Annotated in this window: 12 protein-coding genes; 10 read left to right on the forward strand and 2 right to left on the reverse strand. The window is 59.7% G+C overall.

Annotation, left to right across the window (positions count from 1 at the left end; genetic code table 11):
- Window positions 1-17 precede the first annotated feature (17 nt).
- The 3 genes from KI614_RS01370 to KI614_RS01380 are packed head-to-tail and all read left to right on the forward strand — an operon-like array spanning window position 18 to window position 4,533.
- Window positions 18-1,547 carry an ATP-binding protein gene (locus KI614_RS01370; protein WP_226407371.1) on the forward strand — a complete coding sequence of 510 codons (1,530 nt, stop codon included), beginning with the start codon at window positions 18-20 and terminating at the stop codon, window positions 1,545-1,547.
- 5 nt (window positions 1,548-1,552) lie between these two features.
- Complete coding sequence (locus KI614_RS01375) at window positions 1,553-2,980, forward strand: hemerythrin domain-containing protein (protein ID WP_226407374.1); 1,428 nt, start codon at window positions 1,553-1,555, stop codon at window positions 2,978-2,980.
- Window positions 2,977-4,533 carry a response regulator gene (locus tag KI614_RS01380; protein WP_226407376.1) on the forward strand — a complete coding sequence of 519 codons (1,557 nt, stop codon included), beginning with the start codon at window positions 2,977-2,979 and terminating at the stop codon, window positions 4,531-4,533. The genes KI614_RS01375 and KI614_RS01380 overlap by 4 nt, the downstream gene beginning before the upstream one ends.
- 21 nt (window positions 4,534-4,554) lie before the next feature.
- Here the strand turns inward: KI614_RS01380 and KI614_RS01385 are convergent, their stop codons facing one another.
- Window positions 4,555-5,277: a response regulator transcription factor gene (locus KI614_RS01385; RefSeq protein WP_203468357.1), complete on the reverse strand. Its 723-nt coding sequence runs from the start codon at window positions 5,275-5,277 to the stop codon at window positions 4,555-4,557.
- The gene (locus tag KI614_RS01390; protein ID WP_226407378.1) at window positions 5,274-7,295 is read right to left on the reverse strand and encodes a PAS-domain containing protein; all 2,022 of its coding nucleotides are present in this window, start codon (window positions 7,293-7,295) and stop codon (window positions 5,274-5,276) included. Before KI614_RS01390 ends, KI614_RS01385 begins: the two co-directional genes overlap by 4 nt.
- A gap of 157 nt (window positions 7,296-7,452) precedes the next feature.
- Between KI614_RS01390 and KI614_RS01395 the strand changes: the two genes are divergently transcribed.
- The 7 genes from KI614_RS01395 to KI614_RS01425 all read left to right on the forward strand — a co-directional run bounded on the left by KI614_RS01395 (window position 7,453) and on the right by KI614_RS01425 (window position 16,358).
- On the forward strand, window positions 7,453-9,093 hold the full coding sequence (locus KI614_RS01395; protein WP_226407379.1) for an acyl-CoA synthetase: 1,641 nt from the start codon (window positions 7,453-7,455) through the stop codon (window positions 9,091-9,093).
- Between the two features lie 57 nt (window positions 9,094-9,150).
- The gene (locus tag KI614_RS01400; protein WP_226407380.1) at window positions 9,151-9,900 is read left to right on the forward strand and encodes an electron transfer flavoprotein subunit beta/FixA family protein; all 750 of its coding nucleotides are present in this window, start codon (window positions 9,151-9,153) and stop codon (window positions 9,898-9,900) included.
- 2 nt (window positions 9,901-9,902) lie between these two features.
- Window positions 9,903-10,832: an electron transfer flavoprotein subunit alpha/FixB family protein gene (locus KI614_RS01405; RefSeq protein ID WP_226407381.1), complete on the forward strand. Its 930-nt coding sequence runs from the start codon at window positions 9,903-9,905 to the stop codon at window positions 10,830-10,832.
- A gap of 25 nt (window positions 10,833-10,857) precedes the next feature.
- Window positions 10,858-12,636: an acyl-CoA dehydrogenase C-terminal domain-containing protein gene (locus KI614_RS01410; RefSeq protein WP_226407382.1), complete on the forward strand. Its 1,779-nt coding sequence runs from the start codon at window positions 10,858-10,860 to the stop codon at window positions 12,634-12,636.
- A 2-nt stretch (window positions 12,637-12,638) separates the two neighbouring features.
- Window positions 12,639-14,282 (forward strand): electron transfer flavoprotein-ubiquinone oxidoreductase, encoded by a 1,644-nt coding sequence (locus KI614_RS01415; RefSeq protein ID WP_226407383.1) that lies wholly within the window; start codon window positions 12,639-12,641, stop codon window positions 14,280-14,282.
- A 97-nt stretch (window positions 14,283-14,379) separates the two neighbouring features.
- On the forward strand, window positions 14,380-14,694 hold the full coding sequence (locus tag KI614_RS01420; protein ID WP_203468364.1) for a DUF485 domain-containing protein: 315 nt from the start codon (window positions 14,380-14,382) through the stop codon (window positions 14,692-14,694).
- Window positions 14,691-16,358 (forward strand): cation acetate symporter, encoded by a 1,668-nt coding sequence (locus KI614_RS01425; protein ID WP_226407384.1) that lies wholly within the window; start codon window positions 14,691-14,693, stop codon window positions 16,356-16,358. The genes KI614_RS01420 and KI614_RS01425 overlap by 4 nt, the downstream gene beginning before the upstream one ends.
- Window positions 16,359-16,386 lie beyond the last annotated feature (28 nt).

The raw sequence follows: 16,386 nt of genomic DNA on the forward strand, positions 1-16,386 counted from the left end.
TTTTCCGTGGAGGCAGCATGCCAACGAATATTCCACGCTTCATGAGCCAGCGCGCCCGCTGGCTGGTTCTCCTGGCGCTCTGGGTCGGCGCGGTCGGCTGGTCGCTGCATAGTTCGATCGACGATATCCGCCGCCACAATCAGGATGTCGTGACGGAGGGCGCACGCAACATGTTCCGCATGGTGGTGCTGACCCGGCTGTGGAATTCGCAACATGGCGGCGTCTATGTTGCGGTCGACGAGCAAACCAAGCCGAATCCCTACCTCAAGCATCCGTTGCGCGATATTTCGGATAATCACGGGCGACAACTGACGCTGATCAATCCGGCCTACATGACGCGCCTGATCAGCGAACTGGCCCGGCAGGACGAAGGCGTCGTTTTCCGCATTACCAGTCTCAAGCCGGTCAATCCGCGCAATGCGGCGGATGACTGGGAGCGCAATGCGCTGGAAGCCTTCGAACGTGGCGTTCCCGAGGTCAGCGGTTTCGAGTCGAATGGCAGTGACGGTCTCAAGCACCGCTACATGGCCCCGCTCCTGGTGGTCGATGCCTGCCTCAAATGCCATGCGGCACAAGGCTATCAAGTCGGCGATGTGCGCGGCGGCATCAGCGTGACACAGCGTTATGAGCCTTTCCTGGCGGCGGCCCGGCCAAGCGAGCGGCAAGCCTGGATCATCCACGGCCTGATTTTCATTCTGGTGACGGGGGGCGTCTGGTGGTTGCTTGAGCAACTCCGCCGTCGCTGGGAAGATTTGCTTGGCAAGATTGCCGAAGTCGAAACCGCGCGCGACGAGCTGGTGCAGAGTGAAAAGCTGGCCTCGCTTGGCCGGATGGTGGCCGGCTTTGCCCATGAAATAAATACGCCAATCGGCGTGGCCGTCGGGGCGGTGACCAACAGCGAACATACGCTCGATGAAATCGACCGTTTGCTGGGCAGTGAAGAGGTCAGCGAGGATGATTTGCGGGCGGCACTGGCCACCTTGCGACAGGGCGACGAACTGGCGATGAGCAATCTGCGTCGGGCGGCGGCGCTGGTCCAGAGTTTCAAGCGGACCTCGATCGACCAGAGTGCCGATCATGAACGTATCTTTTCACTGCGTGAGTTGATCGAGGATGTCCTGCACAGTTTGCAGAACCAGCTCAAGCGTCTGCCGGTCAGCGTCACGGTCGACTGTCCCGAAAACCTCAAAATCGATGGCTTGCCGGGGCTGCTCGAACAATTGATGACCAACCTGCTGATGAACAGCGTGACCCACGGCTTCGATCAGGGAACCCAGTCCGGCAAGATCTCGATCCAGGCAAAGCGTCAGGGCGAGCGGCTGATCCTGAGCTATGCCGATACCGGTGCCGGCATGACGCCGGAAGTGCTGTCTCATCTTTTCGAACCCTTTTTCACCACCCGGCGCGGGCAGGGCGGCTCGGGGCTGGGCATGTACATCTGCCACAACATCGTCAAGGCCAAGCTGGGCGGGACGATTGCCTGCCAGAGCAAAGCGGGTGAAGGCGTGCATTTCCTGATCGATCTGCCGGCCCGCTTCGTGGAGTAAACGCCATGGATGCTTTTGTCTGGGATACACGTTTTGAAACCGGCCTGGCAACGGTCGATCGTCAGCACCGCCACCTGGTTGAACTGGTCAACCAGGTAGGTGATTACCTGCTTTTTAGCTCAGGGAATGAGGCGCGACTGGAAAGCGTTTTTGCTGAACTGGCCGATTACGCCCGTGAGCATTTTGCCGAAGAGGAGCGCTTGATGGCCGAAGCGGGTGTCGACGTCCGCCATCGCGAGCGACATGCCCGACATCATCAGGACTTTGTCCGGCAACTGGTCAGCATGTGGGAGCGGCGTGCCCGGACGGCTGACCCGGCGGCGATGCTGCATGGCTATCTGGCCTCATGGTTGACGGTGCATATTCTGGGCGAAGATCAGGTCATGGCCCGGATGATCGAGTCGATCAGCCAGGGGAACGACCCGGCAACGGCTTTTGAAGCCCAGGCCGAGTCGCGCGACCACAGCGTTTCGGCCCTGCTTGATGCCCTGCACAAGCTTTATCACGTTCTTTCAGTCCAGAACCGTGAACTGGCGGATGCCAATCAGTCGCTCGAAGACAAGGTGGCCGAGCGCACCCGGATGCTGGCCCAAAGCAATGCCTGTCTGCAGAAGGAACAGGATGATCTGCGCCATGCACTGGCTCATCTCGAAGCGACGCAGGAGCAATTGCTGAGCAGCGAAAAAATGGCCTCGCTCGGCCGGATGGTGGCCGGTTTTGCCCATCAGCTGAATACGCCGGTCGGCATCGCCATCGGTGCCGTGAGCAACAGCGAGCAAGTCATTTCGGCCACCGAACATTTACTGGATGCCGAGGAAGTCAGTGCCGATGCCTTGCTGGCCAATTTTGCCCAGCTCCGCGAGGGCAGCCGCCTGGCGCTGAATAATCTGCAGCGGGCCGCCGATCTGGTGAGCCGCTTGAAGCGCAGCTCAATCGATCTGGAAGTCATGGAGCGTCGTGCCTTCCGCTTGCGGGAAGTGATTGACGACGTGTTGCTCGGGATGAAAGAGCGGATTGAGCTGGGCCAAGTCAGCGTCAGCGTCGATTGCGCGGTCGACCTGCTGCTGGACGGCATTCCCGGATTCTTTGAGCAGTTGCTGACAACGCTGGTGGGCAATGCCTTGCGCCATGCGTTCCCGATCGAGGGCCGCCCGGCGACGCTGCGGGTTTCTGCCGTGCTTCGCGGCGATGGCCAGCTGCAGCTCTGCTGTATTGATAATGGCGTCGGCATGCCGCCCGATGTGCTGGCTCATGTTTTCGAGCCGTTTTTTACCACCCAGCGGGCACATGGCCGTCTCGGGCTGGGCATGTATTTGTGCTATAACTTGGTGGTGTCGCGGCTTGGCGGAACCATCGATTGCGCCAGTGTGCAAGGGCAGGGAACCACCATTCAGGTGATATTGCCCACCGCCACGGGGGAGACAAAAAAATGAAACTGATTCGCAGCAAGGCGGTGGATGACGTATCCCTGGTCCGGGAGCCGGGAAGTTCGCGACATTCGTGGAAAGTCCTGGTGGTCGATGACGAGGCCGATATCCGGACCCTGACCCGGCTTAACCTGAAGGGTTTCAGCTTTGACGGGCGAGAGATCGAGTTTCTCGAAGCGGCTTCGGCATACGAAGCCCGTCAGCTTCTTGAAGCCCATGACGACATTGCGATTGCCTTGATCGACGTGGTCATGGAAACCGACGATGCCGGTCTGAAACTGGTCGAATACATCCGCAAGACGCTGAACAACGCCATGATCCGGCTGGTCATTCGCACCGGTCAGCCGGGTGTGGCGCCTGAGCGCTATGTCATCGACAACTTCGATATCGATGATTACAAGGATAAAACCGAGTTGACCGCGACACGCCTGTACACCACGGTGCGTTCGTCGATCAAAGCCTATCGCGATCTCAAGACCATCGACCTCAACCGGGTTGGCCTGGCGCAGGTGCTTGCGGCAGCGCCCGAGTTGTACCGGATTTCCAGTTCGTCACTGAATAATTTCTTCGAAGGGGTGCTGACCCAGATCGTCGGCCTGTGCCACCTGGCCGACATGAGCTTCATCTCGACGATCGATGGCCTGATCGCCACCTTCGACGGGCGTGAGGTGATGATTCAGGCAACCACCGGGCCGGTCAGCGACCAGCAGCGTTTTGACGAGATTCGCCAGCAGTGCATCCAGGCCGTGACGCACGGCAACGTTCCCGAGAAAATCCGCCAGCGCGGCATCGTCATTCCCCTGACGGTCGGTGTCCAGCCGGTTGGCTTTGTCTATGTCGAGCCGACGCGCGAATTGTCGAGCAGCGATCTCGACCTGCTCAAGGTCATGGCACAGCAATGTTCGAGCGCACTGGAAAATCTGCGCCTGCATCTCGATTTGCGGACCGCCTACGATAACGCCATCGACATGCTGGCTGAAATTGCCGAGTTCAAGGACAAAACCACCGGCCAGCACATTCAGCGCATCGACAGTTACACTCGGCTGGTCGCCGTCGAGTTGGGCGTGGCGGAAGATGAGGCCGCCCTTTATGGCAAGGCCAGCCGACTGCACGATGTCGGGAAAATCGGGATTCCGGATGAAATTTTGCGCAAAAGAGGCAAGTTGACCGCGGAAGAGTTCGAGGTCATGAAAACCCATGTGACGATCGGCGCCAGCATTCTGTCGCACGACAAATCGCTGGCCATGGCGCGCGAAGTTGCCCAGTCGCACCACGAACGCTGGGATGGCAGCGGTTATCCCGCCGGCAAGCCCTCACGCGAGGCGTCGCTGCTCACCCGCATAGTCTCGGTGGTCGATGTCTTCGATGCCCTGATCAGCCGTCGTCCCTACAAGGCGCCGTGGTCGCTCGAAGAGGCGGCGGCCAATATCGAGGCAGCGGCAGGGCAGCAGTTCGATCCGACGGTGGTGGCGGCTTTTCTCAAGCTGTTGCGCCGAGGTGATCTGGCCGAACTGATCGCTTCGGTGCATGCCGATAACGAGAGTGGTTCCGGGCACTAGCCGCTGATCCGGATCGCTCGCTCAGCTGGTCAGCCAGTTGATGCTGGCCAGAAAAAGATAGCCGGCCCCGTAGACCGTCTTGATGAAGGCCGGGCTTTCGGCATTGGGCTCCAATTTGCGTCGCAGGCGCGAAATCCGTACGTCGATGCTGCGGTCGGTCGGTGACAGATCGCGCATGCCCATCAGCTGCTCGCGTTGCAGGATGCGGTTCGGATGGTTGATGAAAACCTTGAGCAATTCGGCTTCGGTCGTGCTGAGTAGTTGCTCCTCGCCATTCGGTGAAAGCAGTGCATTGTTGGCCAGGTTGAAGCGCCAGCCACCGAATTCGGCAATCTGCCGGCCCGTGCCGTTTTCCTGACCACCGGTTTCCCGCCGGCGCAGAATGCTGCGAACGCGGGCAACCAGTTCGCGTGGTTCGAAAGGTTTGAGAACATAATCATCGGCCCCGAGTTCGAGCCCCATCACCCGGTCGCTGACGTGGGCGCGGCCGGTCAGGATGACAATGCCGCAGGCCGTAATTGCCCGGACGCGCTGCATGACCTCCAGACCATCCATGTCGGGCAGGCCGAGATCGATGATGCACAGGTCGGGCTGCAGGGTGCGCAGGCGACGCAACAGATCGCTGGCGCTGCGGCACCAGACGGTGCGAAACGAGAAATCGCCAAGGACCTGCTCGATGATCCGGGCGACGTCCGGGTCATCTTCGACAATGGCGATCAGCTTTGGGGATTCTGCCTCTTTCATGACTTGCCTTTATTGATGCGTTGCAGTGCCCGAGCCAGATCCTGACGGACAAAGGGTTTGCCGAGCAGGGGGATGGTGCTGTCGGCGGCTTCGTCGATTTCATCGGTATAGCCACTCATCAGCACAATGCGTATCCATGGATGATCCGCACCGATACGGCTTGCCAGCTGCCGGCCATTGAGCCCGCCGGGCATGATGACGTCGCTGACGACGATGGCGATGTCGGGAATGTGGGTGATCATTTCAAGGGCTTGCGCACCGTTTTCGGCTTCAATCACCGGGTAGCCGAGATCGATCAACTGCTGGCGAACGACGCGCCGGACATTCGGTTCATCTTCAACGAGCAGCACCAGTTCTCCGCCATGCGTCAGCGGTACATCGTCGTCCGGCAGATCGAGTTCCTCTTCCGGCGTGGTTAGTGGCAGGACCATCAGGACCGTCGTTCCCTGGCCGGGCTGGCTCTGGATCGAAATGCCGCCGCCGGACTGCTTGACGAAGCCATAAGCCATCGACAAGCCCAGCCCGCTGCCCAGACCAAAGCGTTTGGTCGTGAAAAACGGTTCGAACACACGCGCCAGCGTCGCTGCATCCATGCCTGTACCGTTGTCGGCCACTTCGATCATGGCGTAGCGGCCAGGCGTGACATCGAAAGCGGCCGCATCGGTGGTTAGCTCGACCGGGCGGGCAGCAATGTGCAGCCGGCCGCCATCCGGCATGGCATCGCGCGCATTGAGCGCGAAATTGAGCAGGGCGCTTTCAAGTTGCCCCGGGTCGACCAGCGCGTGGACCGAAATACTCGACAGGTCAGTCGAGACGGCGACCGATTCCGGCAGTGAGCGACGAACCAGCTTGCCGAGGTTGCCGATCAGGTGGCCGATGTCCACCGCTTGCGGCTCAAGCGGTTGCTGGCGCGAAAAGGTCAGCAGCCGCTTGATCAACTGCACGCCGCGCCGGGCGGATTGCAGCGCGGGCTCGACGAATTCGTTGACGCCGGCATCGTCCGGGCGATGGTCCTGGAGGGCTGCCAGATTGCCGATGATGACGGTCAGGAGGTTGTTGAAGTCGTGGGCCAATCCCCCGGTCAACTGTCCGATTGCCTCCATTTTCTGGGCCTGGACGAGTGCTGCCTGCATCCGTTTTTGTTCGGTGATGTCGTAAGAAAAGACAAAGAAACCGAGTGTTTCGCCTTCCGGGCTGATTTCGGGAACCAGCGTGCTGCGGGCAAAGAAGGCCTTTCCGTGACGGTCGACCTGATATTCGTAAGTAACCTGATGGCCGGAAAGCGCTTTCTTGACCGAGTCGCGCACGGCGCCATAGACCTTGGCCCCGATCACATCGGGGACGGCGCTGCCGATGACCGAGCCTTCCGGCAAACCGAACCAGTCGGAGTAGCCCTTGTTGGCGTAACGGTAAACCTCATGCTTGTCGACGTAACCGATCAGGATGGGAATGGTGTCGTTGATCAGGCGCAGGCGTTCTTCGCTGCGCCTCAGGGCGGCAGCGATGCGCGTGTTCTCGGTGTTGGCGCGGGTCAGGTTGGCATTGGCATTTTCGAGCTGGGCGGTACGGCGGCGAACACGCTCTTCGAGCTGGATGTTCTGGTGTTCGGTCAGGTTCTCGATGTACCGCTGCTCGGTCACGTCGCTGTACAGGGTGACGAAACCCTTGTCGAGCAGCGGCTCCCCGCGTAACAGCAGAACCCGGCCGTTTGGTCGCTGGCGCTCCGTGATGTGCGGCGCAAAACTTGCCGCTGCGCTTACGCGCTCGGTGATCTGGCTTTCAAGATCGCCGGGGCCGTATTCGCCGCGTTCGGCATTGAAGCGAATGAAGCGTTCGAACGGTGTGCCGACCTGAGCCAGATCCTCCGGAAAATCGAGCAGGCGGAGAAAGGGCTCGTTCCATGCGACAAGACGCAGGTTGGCGTCGAAGACGGTAATTCCCTGGTCGAGCAGGTCCAGGCCAGCTTGCAGCATTTCGTAGCGCTGGGTGGTGTCGGGGGAGGGGAGCGAACTGTCCATGGGGCGATTCTAGTGCAGACGGTTGGTCGGCTTCGGGCGTGTAACGATTCGTTACATTCTGCCAATAGTTGTGCAAGAGTGTTTTGACATCCTCACTAAAAAATTAGAAGCCCAAAAAGAGAACAGCGCTTTTCGAAAGAATCGTGAGGAGATATTTGTGGCAAGTCATCCCTATGCCGTCGGGCTCGATCAGAACCCGGCGAACTACGTTGCGCTTTCACCGCTGAGTTTTATCGAGCGGTCAGCCTTCGTTTACCCGAAGCGTATTTCCGTCATCCAGGGCGAGCGTCAATATACCTGGAAAGAAAGCTACGACCGTTGTCGCCAACTGGCCTCGGCACTCAAGGGGCGCGGTATCGGCAAGGGCGATACCGTTGCCGTCATGCTGCCGAATACGGCGCCGATGTTCGAGTGTCATTTCGGCGTGCCGATGACCGGTGCCGTACTCAATACCCTGAATACCCGTCTTGACGCCGAAGCCATTGCCTTCATGCTGCAACACGGCGAAGCCAAGGTGCTGATCACCGATCCTGAGTTCCTCAAGACGGTCAAGGCAGCGCTGGCCTTGATCGAGGGCCCGAAGCCGCTGGTCATCGATATCGTCGATGCCGACTATCCGGGCGCTGAACGGCTCGGTGAAAAAGACTACGAGGCCTTCATCAATGAAGGCGATCCCGATTTCGTCTGGCAGTTGCCGGACAGCGAATGGGATGCCATTGCCCTGAACTACACCTCGGGTACGACAGGTAATCCAAAGGGCGTGGTGTATCACCATCGTGGTGCCTATCTCAATTCGGCCAGCAACATCATTTCCTGGGGCATGCCGCCGCACGCGGTCTATCTCTGGACGCTGCCGATGTTCCATTGCAACGGCTGGTGTTTCCCCTGGACGCTGGCAGCCAATGCCGGGACCAGCGTCTGTCTGCGCAAGGTCGACCCGGCACTGATCTTCGGCTTGATCAAGGAACACAAGGTCAGCCACATGTGCGGTGCGCCCATCGTGTACGGCATGATGATCAATGCCCCGGCCGCGCTCAAGGAAGGCATCACGCATCAGGTCAACGGCCTGATCGCCGGCGCTGCGCCACCTGCCGCGATTATCGAGGGGGCGGAACAGATGGGGTTCAATATCACCCATGTTTACGGGTTGACCGAGACATACGGTCCGGCTGCCGTCTGTGCCAAGCACCCGGAATGGGACAAGTTGCCGATCGATCTGCGGGCCGCCCGCAATGGCCGCCAGGGCGTCAATTACCACATGCAGGAAGCGATTACCGTGCTCGACCCGGTGACCATGCAGCCGGTGCCCTGGGATGGCGAAACGATGGGCGAGATCATGTTCCGCGGCAATCTGGTGATGAAGGGCTACCTGAAAAACCCGAAAGCGACGGAAGAGGCTTTTGCCGGCGGCTGGTTCCACACTGGTGACCTGGCCGTCGTGCATAGCGATGGTTACGTCAAGATCAAGGATCGTTCCAAAGACATCATCATTTCCGGCGGCGAGAACATTTCATCGCTTGAGGTCGAGGATGTGCTGTATCGCCATCCGTCCGTGATTGCTGCCGCCGTGGTGGCCAAGCCCGACGAAAAGTGGGGCGAGGTGCCGGCTGCCTTCATCGAGTTGAAGGATGGGGTGAAAACGACAGAAACCGAGATCATCGAACACTGCCGCAGCCATCTGGCCCGCTTCAAGGTACCGAAGGTCATTGTCTTTGGCGAATTACCCAAGACCTCGACCGGCAAGATCCAGAAATACGTCCTGCGTCAGCACGCCAATTCGGCGCTCGCCATCGAATGATCGCAGCCCCTGCCGTGCTGATGCCGGTGGGGGCTTCGTTTTTCAAAGGAAACAAACATGAAAATTCTCGTCCCCGTGAAGCGGGTAGTGGACTACAACGTCAAGGTACGCGTGAAGGCGGATGGTTCAGGGGTAGACCTGGCCAACGTCAAGATGAGCATGAACCCGTTCGACGAAATCGCGGTGGAAGAAGCCGTGCGTCTGAAGGAAGCCGGCATTGCGACTGAAGTGATCGCTGTTTCCTGCGGCGTGGCCGCCTGCCAGGAAACCCTGCGCACCGCGATGGCGATTGGTGCCGACCGCGGCATCCTGGTTGAAACCGACGTTGAACTTCAGCCGCTGGCTGTCGCCAAGCTGCTCAAGGCACTGTGCGACAAGGAACAACCGCAACTCGTCATCTGTGGCAAGCAAGCGATTGACGACGATGCCAACCAGACCGGCCAGATGCTGGCTGCGCTGCAGAACTGGCCGCAAGCCACCTTCGCCTCCAAGGTTGTCATCGCCGGCGGCAAGGCAGAAGTCACCCGCGAAATCGACGGGGGTCTGGAAACCCTGGCGATCACCCTGCCGGCCGTTGTCTCGACCGACCTGCGCCTGAACGAACCGCGCTACGCCACGCTGCCGAACATCATGAAAGCCAAGAAAAAGCCGCTCGACACCGTCAAGCCAGCCGATCTCGGCGTTGACGTTGCCCCGCGCCTGAGCACGCTGAAAGTCGCCGAACCGGCCAAGCGCTCCGCCGGCGTCAAGGTCGCGGATGTGGCCGAACTCGTCAACAAACTCAAAAACGAAGCCAAGGTGATCTGATCATGACCATCCTCGTTATCGCAGAACACGACCACGCCAGCCTCAAGGCCGCCACGCTCAACACCGTTGCTGCAGCCGCGAAAATCGGTGGCGACATTCACGTCCTCGTTGCCGGCACCGCCTGCAGCGGCGCCGCCCAGCAAGCTGCCGGCCTGCAAGGCGTGAGCAAAGTCAAAGTGGCCGACGCGGCCCACTACCAAAGCCAGACCGCAGAAAACCTGAGCGCACTGGTCATCGCCAACGCCGCCGGCTACAGCCACATCCTGGCCCCGGCCACGACCTTCGGCAAAAACCTGCTGCCGCGCGTTGCCGCACTGCTCGACGTCGCGCAGATTTCCGAAATCACCGGTGTTGAATCTGCCGACACCTTCGTTCGCCCGATCTACGCCGGCAATGCGCTGGCCACGGTCAAGAGCGCCGATGCGGTCAAGGTGATCACCGTGCGTACCACCGCCTTTGACGTGGTCGACGCTGGCAACAATGCCGAAATCGAAACGCTCGGCGCCGCCGCCGACACCGCCCAAAGCACGCTGACCCATCGCGAACTGACCAAATCGGCCCGTCCTGAACTCGGCGCCGCCAAGATCATCGTCTCTGGCGGTCGAGGTCTGGGCAGCGGTGAAAACTATCAGCAACTGCTCGAACCGCTGGCCGACAAGCTCGGTGCTGCGCTCGGCGCCAGCCGTGCTGCGGTCGACGCCGGTTTTGTGCCGAATGACTACCAGGTGGGCCAGACCGGCAAGATCGTCGCGCCGCAGCTCTACCTGGCGGTCGGTATTTCCGGTGCGATCCAGCATCTGGCCGGGATGAAGGATTCCAAGGTGATCGTGGCGATCAACAAGGACCCCGATGCCCCGATCTTCCAGATCGCCGATTACGGCCTGGTCGCCGATTTGTTCGAAACCGTTCCCGCCCTTGTTGCAGCCATTTAAATCAAAAACATTCCGGAGATAAAACATGAGTAATTACATCGCACCGATTCGCGACATGCAGTTCGTCCTCAACGAAGTGGCCGGCCTCGCCGACGTTTGTGCCCTGCCAGGCAATGAGGAATGTTCCGTCGATCTCGTCGAATCGATTCTTGACGAAGCCTCCAAGTTCGCCAGCGGCGTACTCGACCCGATCAACCGCGGTGGCGACACCGTCGGCTCTTCCTGCAAGGATGGCGTTGTCACGACGGCGCCGGGCTTCCAGGAAGCCTACAAGCTGTTCTGTGAAACCGGCTGGAACGCCATGCCTTTCTCGCCGGAATTCGGCGGCCAGGGCTTGCCGGCTGTGGTCACGATGGCGGTCAATGAAATGTGGAAGTCGTCCAACATGGCATTCGCCCTGTGCCCGATGCTGACCGGTGGCGCCATCGAAGCCATCGCTCACCACGCTTCCGACGAACTGAAGCAGAAATACCTACCGAAGATGGTCGAAGGTGTCTGGTCCGGCACGATGAACCTGACCGAGCCGAATGCCGGCTCCGATCTGGCCGCGATCAGCTCGAAGGCCAAGGCCGTGGGCGACGGTACCTACCTGGTTTCCGGCACCAAGATCTTCATCACCTGGGGTGAAAACGACTGCGCCGAAAACATCATCCACCTCGTGCTGGCTCGCCTGCCGGATGCGCCGTCCGGTCTGAAGGGTATTTCGCTGTTCCTCGTGCCGAAGTTCCTGGTCAATGAAGACGGCTCGCTCGGCAAGCGCAATGACCTGATCTGTTCCTCGATCGAACACAAGCTCGGCATCCACGGCAGCCCGACCGCCGTCATGTCCTACGGCGACAACGACAACTGCGTCGGCTACCTGATTGGCGAAGAAAACAAGGGCGTCGGCTACATGTTCACGATGATGAACCACGCCCGCGTCAATGTCGGTCTGGAAGGTGTCGGTATTGCCGAACGCGCTTACCAGCACGCACTGTGGTACGCCCGCGAACGCGTTCAGGGCAAGATCATCGGCGACAAGTCCGATGAGAAGAAGACCATTCTGCACCATCCGGATGTCCGTCGTCTGCTGATGGAAGTGAAGTCGCGGACCGAAGCCATGCGTACGCTGGCTTATTACGCCGCCGCCCAGATTGACAAGGCACATGCCGGCGACGCCGTCGCGCAGGCCCGCATCGACCTGCTGACCCCGGTCGTCAAGGGCTGGAGCACCGAACAGGGCGTCGAGCTGTCGTCCACCGCGCTGCAAGTTTTCGGTGGGGTCGGTTTCGTCGAGGAAACGGGCGCTGCGCAGTACTACCGCGATTCCCGCATCACCACTATTTACGAAGGTACGACGGCTATTCAGGCGAATGACCTGGTTGGCCGCAAGCTGGCCCGTGAAAAAGTGCCGGGTGCCGGGATGAAGGCGCTGATCGCCGAAATGACCGCCACGGCCGACGAACTGGCCGGCAATGCACAACTGGCCGGTATCGCCGCCAATCTGAAAAACGGCATTGCCGCCTTGTCGACCGCAGCAGAGTGGATTCTCGCCAACTACGAGAGTGCGCCGCAGGCTGTGCATGCCGGTTCCGTGCCTTTCCTCAAGCTGACCGGCATCGTGGTCGGCGGCTGGCTGATGGCCAAGTCGGCCGGTATTGCCGCTCAACATATCGCTGCTGGCACGACCGACGATTTCTACAAGGCCAAGCTGGCCACGGCGAATTACTTTGCCGCTCACCAGCTGCCGTTTGCCGCGGCTTACGCGGCTGAAATCATCGGCGGTGCGGACTCGGTCTTCGGCCTGCCTGAAAACCTGTTCTGAGCATGAACATGCGTACAGATCGCGATGCGATGGAATACGACGTCGTAATCATCGGCGGCGGCCCTTCGGGGCTGTCGGCGGCGATCCGCGTCAAGCAGCTGGCCGAGCAGGCCGGTCGGGAAGTGTCGGTTTGCCTGCTGGAAAAAGGGGGCGAAATCGGGGCGCACATTCTGTCCGGTGCCGTGCTGGAGCCGCATGCGCTGGCCGAACTTTTCCCCGACTGGAAAGAGCGTGGCGCGCCCCTGAATACCCCGGCGGGTGAGGATCGCCTGCTTTTCCTGACTGAAGGTGGTTCGCACAAGTTGCCGACGCCGCCGCAGATGGGCAATCACGGCAATTACATCATCAGCCTGGGTAACCTTTGTCGCTGGCTGGGTGAGCAGGCCGAAGCGCTGGGTGTCGAGATTTATCCCGGTTTCGCTGCGGCTGAACTGCTTTATCACGCAGATGGTTCGGTCAAGGGCGTTGCGACCGGTGACCTCGGTATCGGCAAGAACGGCGAGCAAACGCACAACTTCCAGCCGGGGATGGAACTCCATGCCCGACAGACGATTTTTGCCGAAGGTTGCCGTGGTTCGCTGACCAAGGAACTGTGGGCAAAATTCAACTTGCGCGATGGTGTCGACCCGCAAACTTACGGTATCGGTATCAAGGAATTGTGGGAAATCGATCCGGCCAAGCATCAGCCCGGCCTGATCGTGCACACAGTGGGCTGGCCGCTGCAGAGCGACACCTATGGCGGTTCATTCCTCTACCACCTGGAGAACAATCTGGTGGCAGTCGGCATGGTTGTCGGCCTGGATTATAAAAATCCGTGGTTGTCGCCTTACGAGGAATTCCAGCGCTACAAGACGCATCCGTCGATTCGCGGTTATTTCGAAGGCGGCCGGCGTATTTCCTATGGCGCCCGTGCGCTGTCGGAAGGCGGCTACCAGTCAGTGCCCAAGCTGAATTTCCCGGGCGGTGTGCTGGTCGGTGACACGGCTGGTTTCCTGAATGTGCCGAAGATCAAGGGCACGCACATGGCCATGAAGTCCGGGATGATCGCTGCCGAGGCAATTTTCGAGCATCTCGGCAAGGAAAATGCCGGGCCGGAAGCGACCGAATACGGTGAGCAGATCAAGCAAAGCTGGCTGTGGAGCGAGCTGTACAAGGTGCGCAACATTCGCCCGGCCTTCAAATGGGGGCTGTGGGGTGCGCTGGCTTATGGCGCGGTCGACACCTTCCTGTTCCGCGGAAATGCGCCGTGGACCATGCGTCATCACGACGATCACAGCCAATTGGCCGACAAGAACAGCCAGCCCAAGATCGACTATCCCAAGCCGGACGGCAAGCTGACTTTCGACCGCCTGTCGTCGGTTTTCCTGTCGGGGACCAACCACGAGGAAAACCAGCGTTGTCATCTTCAATTGAAGAATGAAAGCGTGGCGATCAGCGTCAACTATGCCCGCTACGGTGCGCCGGAAACGCGCTACTGCCCGGCGGGTGTCTATGAAATCGTCGGCGAAGAGGAAGGCTCGCCACGGCTCCAGATCAACGGTCAGAACTGCCTGCACTGCAAGACCTGCGATATCAAGGATCCGACCCAGAACATCACCTGGACGGTTCCGGAAGGGGGCGGCGGCCCGACCTATCCAAACATGTAAGTGAATTACCACGACCGGTGCGGCAATGACTGCACCGGCGAAAAAAATAGAGAACAGCACACAGCAGTTTCATCCATCTATGTTCCCAGGAGGGGTCATGTCTCAAAACAACATTCAGGCAAGAATCCGGAGCAATCCGAAATTTGCCGAAATGGTCAGCAAGCGTACGCGCTTCGCGATCATCCTGTCGCTTACCGTGCTGGTGCCTTATTACACCTTCATGATGCTCACCGCCTTCAATCCGGGCTTCCTGGCTCAGCCGATCAGCGAAGGCAACATCATCACCATCGGCTGGCCGATCGGTGTGATTCTCGTCGTCGGCTCGTGGTTGACCACCGGTATCTACATCAGCCGTGCCAATGGCGAATTCGATACGCTGAACGAGCAGATTCTCAAGGAGTCGGCCAAATGAAGCGTTCCCTGATTGCACTTATCGCCGGCGGCCTGATTGCCTTTGCCGCCGTTGCCGCGCCGGGCGCCATCGAAGGCGTCCAGAAGCAGCCGGTCAATGTCAGCGCCATCGCCATGTTCATGGTCTTCGTGCTGGCCACGCTGGGCATTACTTACTGGGCCTCGGCACGCACCAAGTCGACTTCCGATTTCTACACGGCTGGCGGCGGTATCACCGGCTTCCAGAACGGTCTGGCCATTGCCGGTGACTACATGTCGGCGGCGACCCTGCTGGGTCTGACTTCCCTGGTTTATTCCAAGGGTTTCGATGGTTTCATCTACACCATCAGTTTCTTTGTCGGCTGGCCGATCATCCTGTTCCTGATGGCTGAGCGTCTGCGCAACCTCGGTAAATTCACCTTTGCCGATATCGCTTCCTACCGTCTCGACCAAAACCGGATCCGCACTTTTGCCGCTTTTGGCTCGTTGACCGTGGTGTGCTTCTACCTGATCGTCCAGATGGTCGGTGCCGGTCAGTTGATCCAGTTGCTGTTCGGGCTGGACTACACCATGGCTGTGATCTGCGTTGGTCTGCTGATGATGGTGTACGTCACCTTCGGCGGCATGGTCGCAACGACCTGGGTGCAGATCATCAAGGCATGCCTGCTGCTTGGCGGCGGTACGCTGCTGATGTTCCTGTCCTTCGCCAAGTTCGGTTTCTCGTTCGATGCGATGTTCAACCAGGCCGTTGCCGTGCATAAAGCTGGTATCAAGATCATGGCGCCGGGTTCGCTGATGGCTGACCCGATCTCCGCCGTGTCCCTGTCGCTGGCCCTGCTTTTTGGTACCGCCGGCCTGCCGCACATCATGATGCGTTTCTTCACCGTGCCGAATGCCAAGGAAGCCCGCAAATCGGTTTTCTACGCCACCGGTTTCATTGGTTTCTTCTTCCTCGTCGTGATCATCCTCGGTATTTCGGCCATCGTCATCGTTGGTCAGGATCCGCAATTCTTCGAGGGTGGCGTGGTTGGCGGCAAGATCATTGGCGGTGGCAACATGCCGGTCATGCACCTGGCCAAGTCGGTGGGCGGCGATATCTTCCTAGGCTTCCTTTCCGCCGTTGCTTTCGCCACCATTCTGGCGGTGGTTTCGGGGCTGGCACTGGCCGGTGCTTCGGCTATCGCCCATGACCTGTATGCCCGCGTGATCAAGAAGAACCAGGCAACCAGTGCAGAAGAAATGCGCGTTACCAAGATCGCTTCGGTCGGTATCGGTATCGTCGCCATTCTGCTCGGTCTGCTCTTCAAGGATCAGAACATCGCCTTCCTCGTTGCGCTGACTTTCGGCGTGGCTGCGTCGGTCAATTTCCCGATTCTGATTCTGTCGATGTACTGGAAGGGTTTGACGACGCGCGGCGCGCTCTGGGGCGGCATTGCCGGTCTGGTTTCCGCCGTTGGTCTGGTCATTCTTTCCCCGGCCGTCTGGGTCAAGGTGCTGGGCAATGCCCAAGCCATCTTCCCGTACGACCACCCGGCCATCATCTCGATGACCGCCGCCTTCCTGGTGACCTGGCTGGGCTCGGTGACCGACAAGAGCGAGCGTGCCGCCAAGGAAGCCGAGGCATTTGAAGAGCAGTACATTCGCGCCCAGACCGGGCTGGGTGCATCTGCCGCATCGGCTCACTAAACACTCTGCGGGAGAGACTCAGGGAGAA

It is taken from the genome of Dechloromonas denitrificans, assembly GCF_020510665.1.
In the GTDB taxonomy this organism is placed as follows: Bacteria; Pseudomonadota; Gammaproteobacteria; order Burkholderiales; family Rhodocyclaceae; genus Azonexus; species Azonexus denitrificans_B.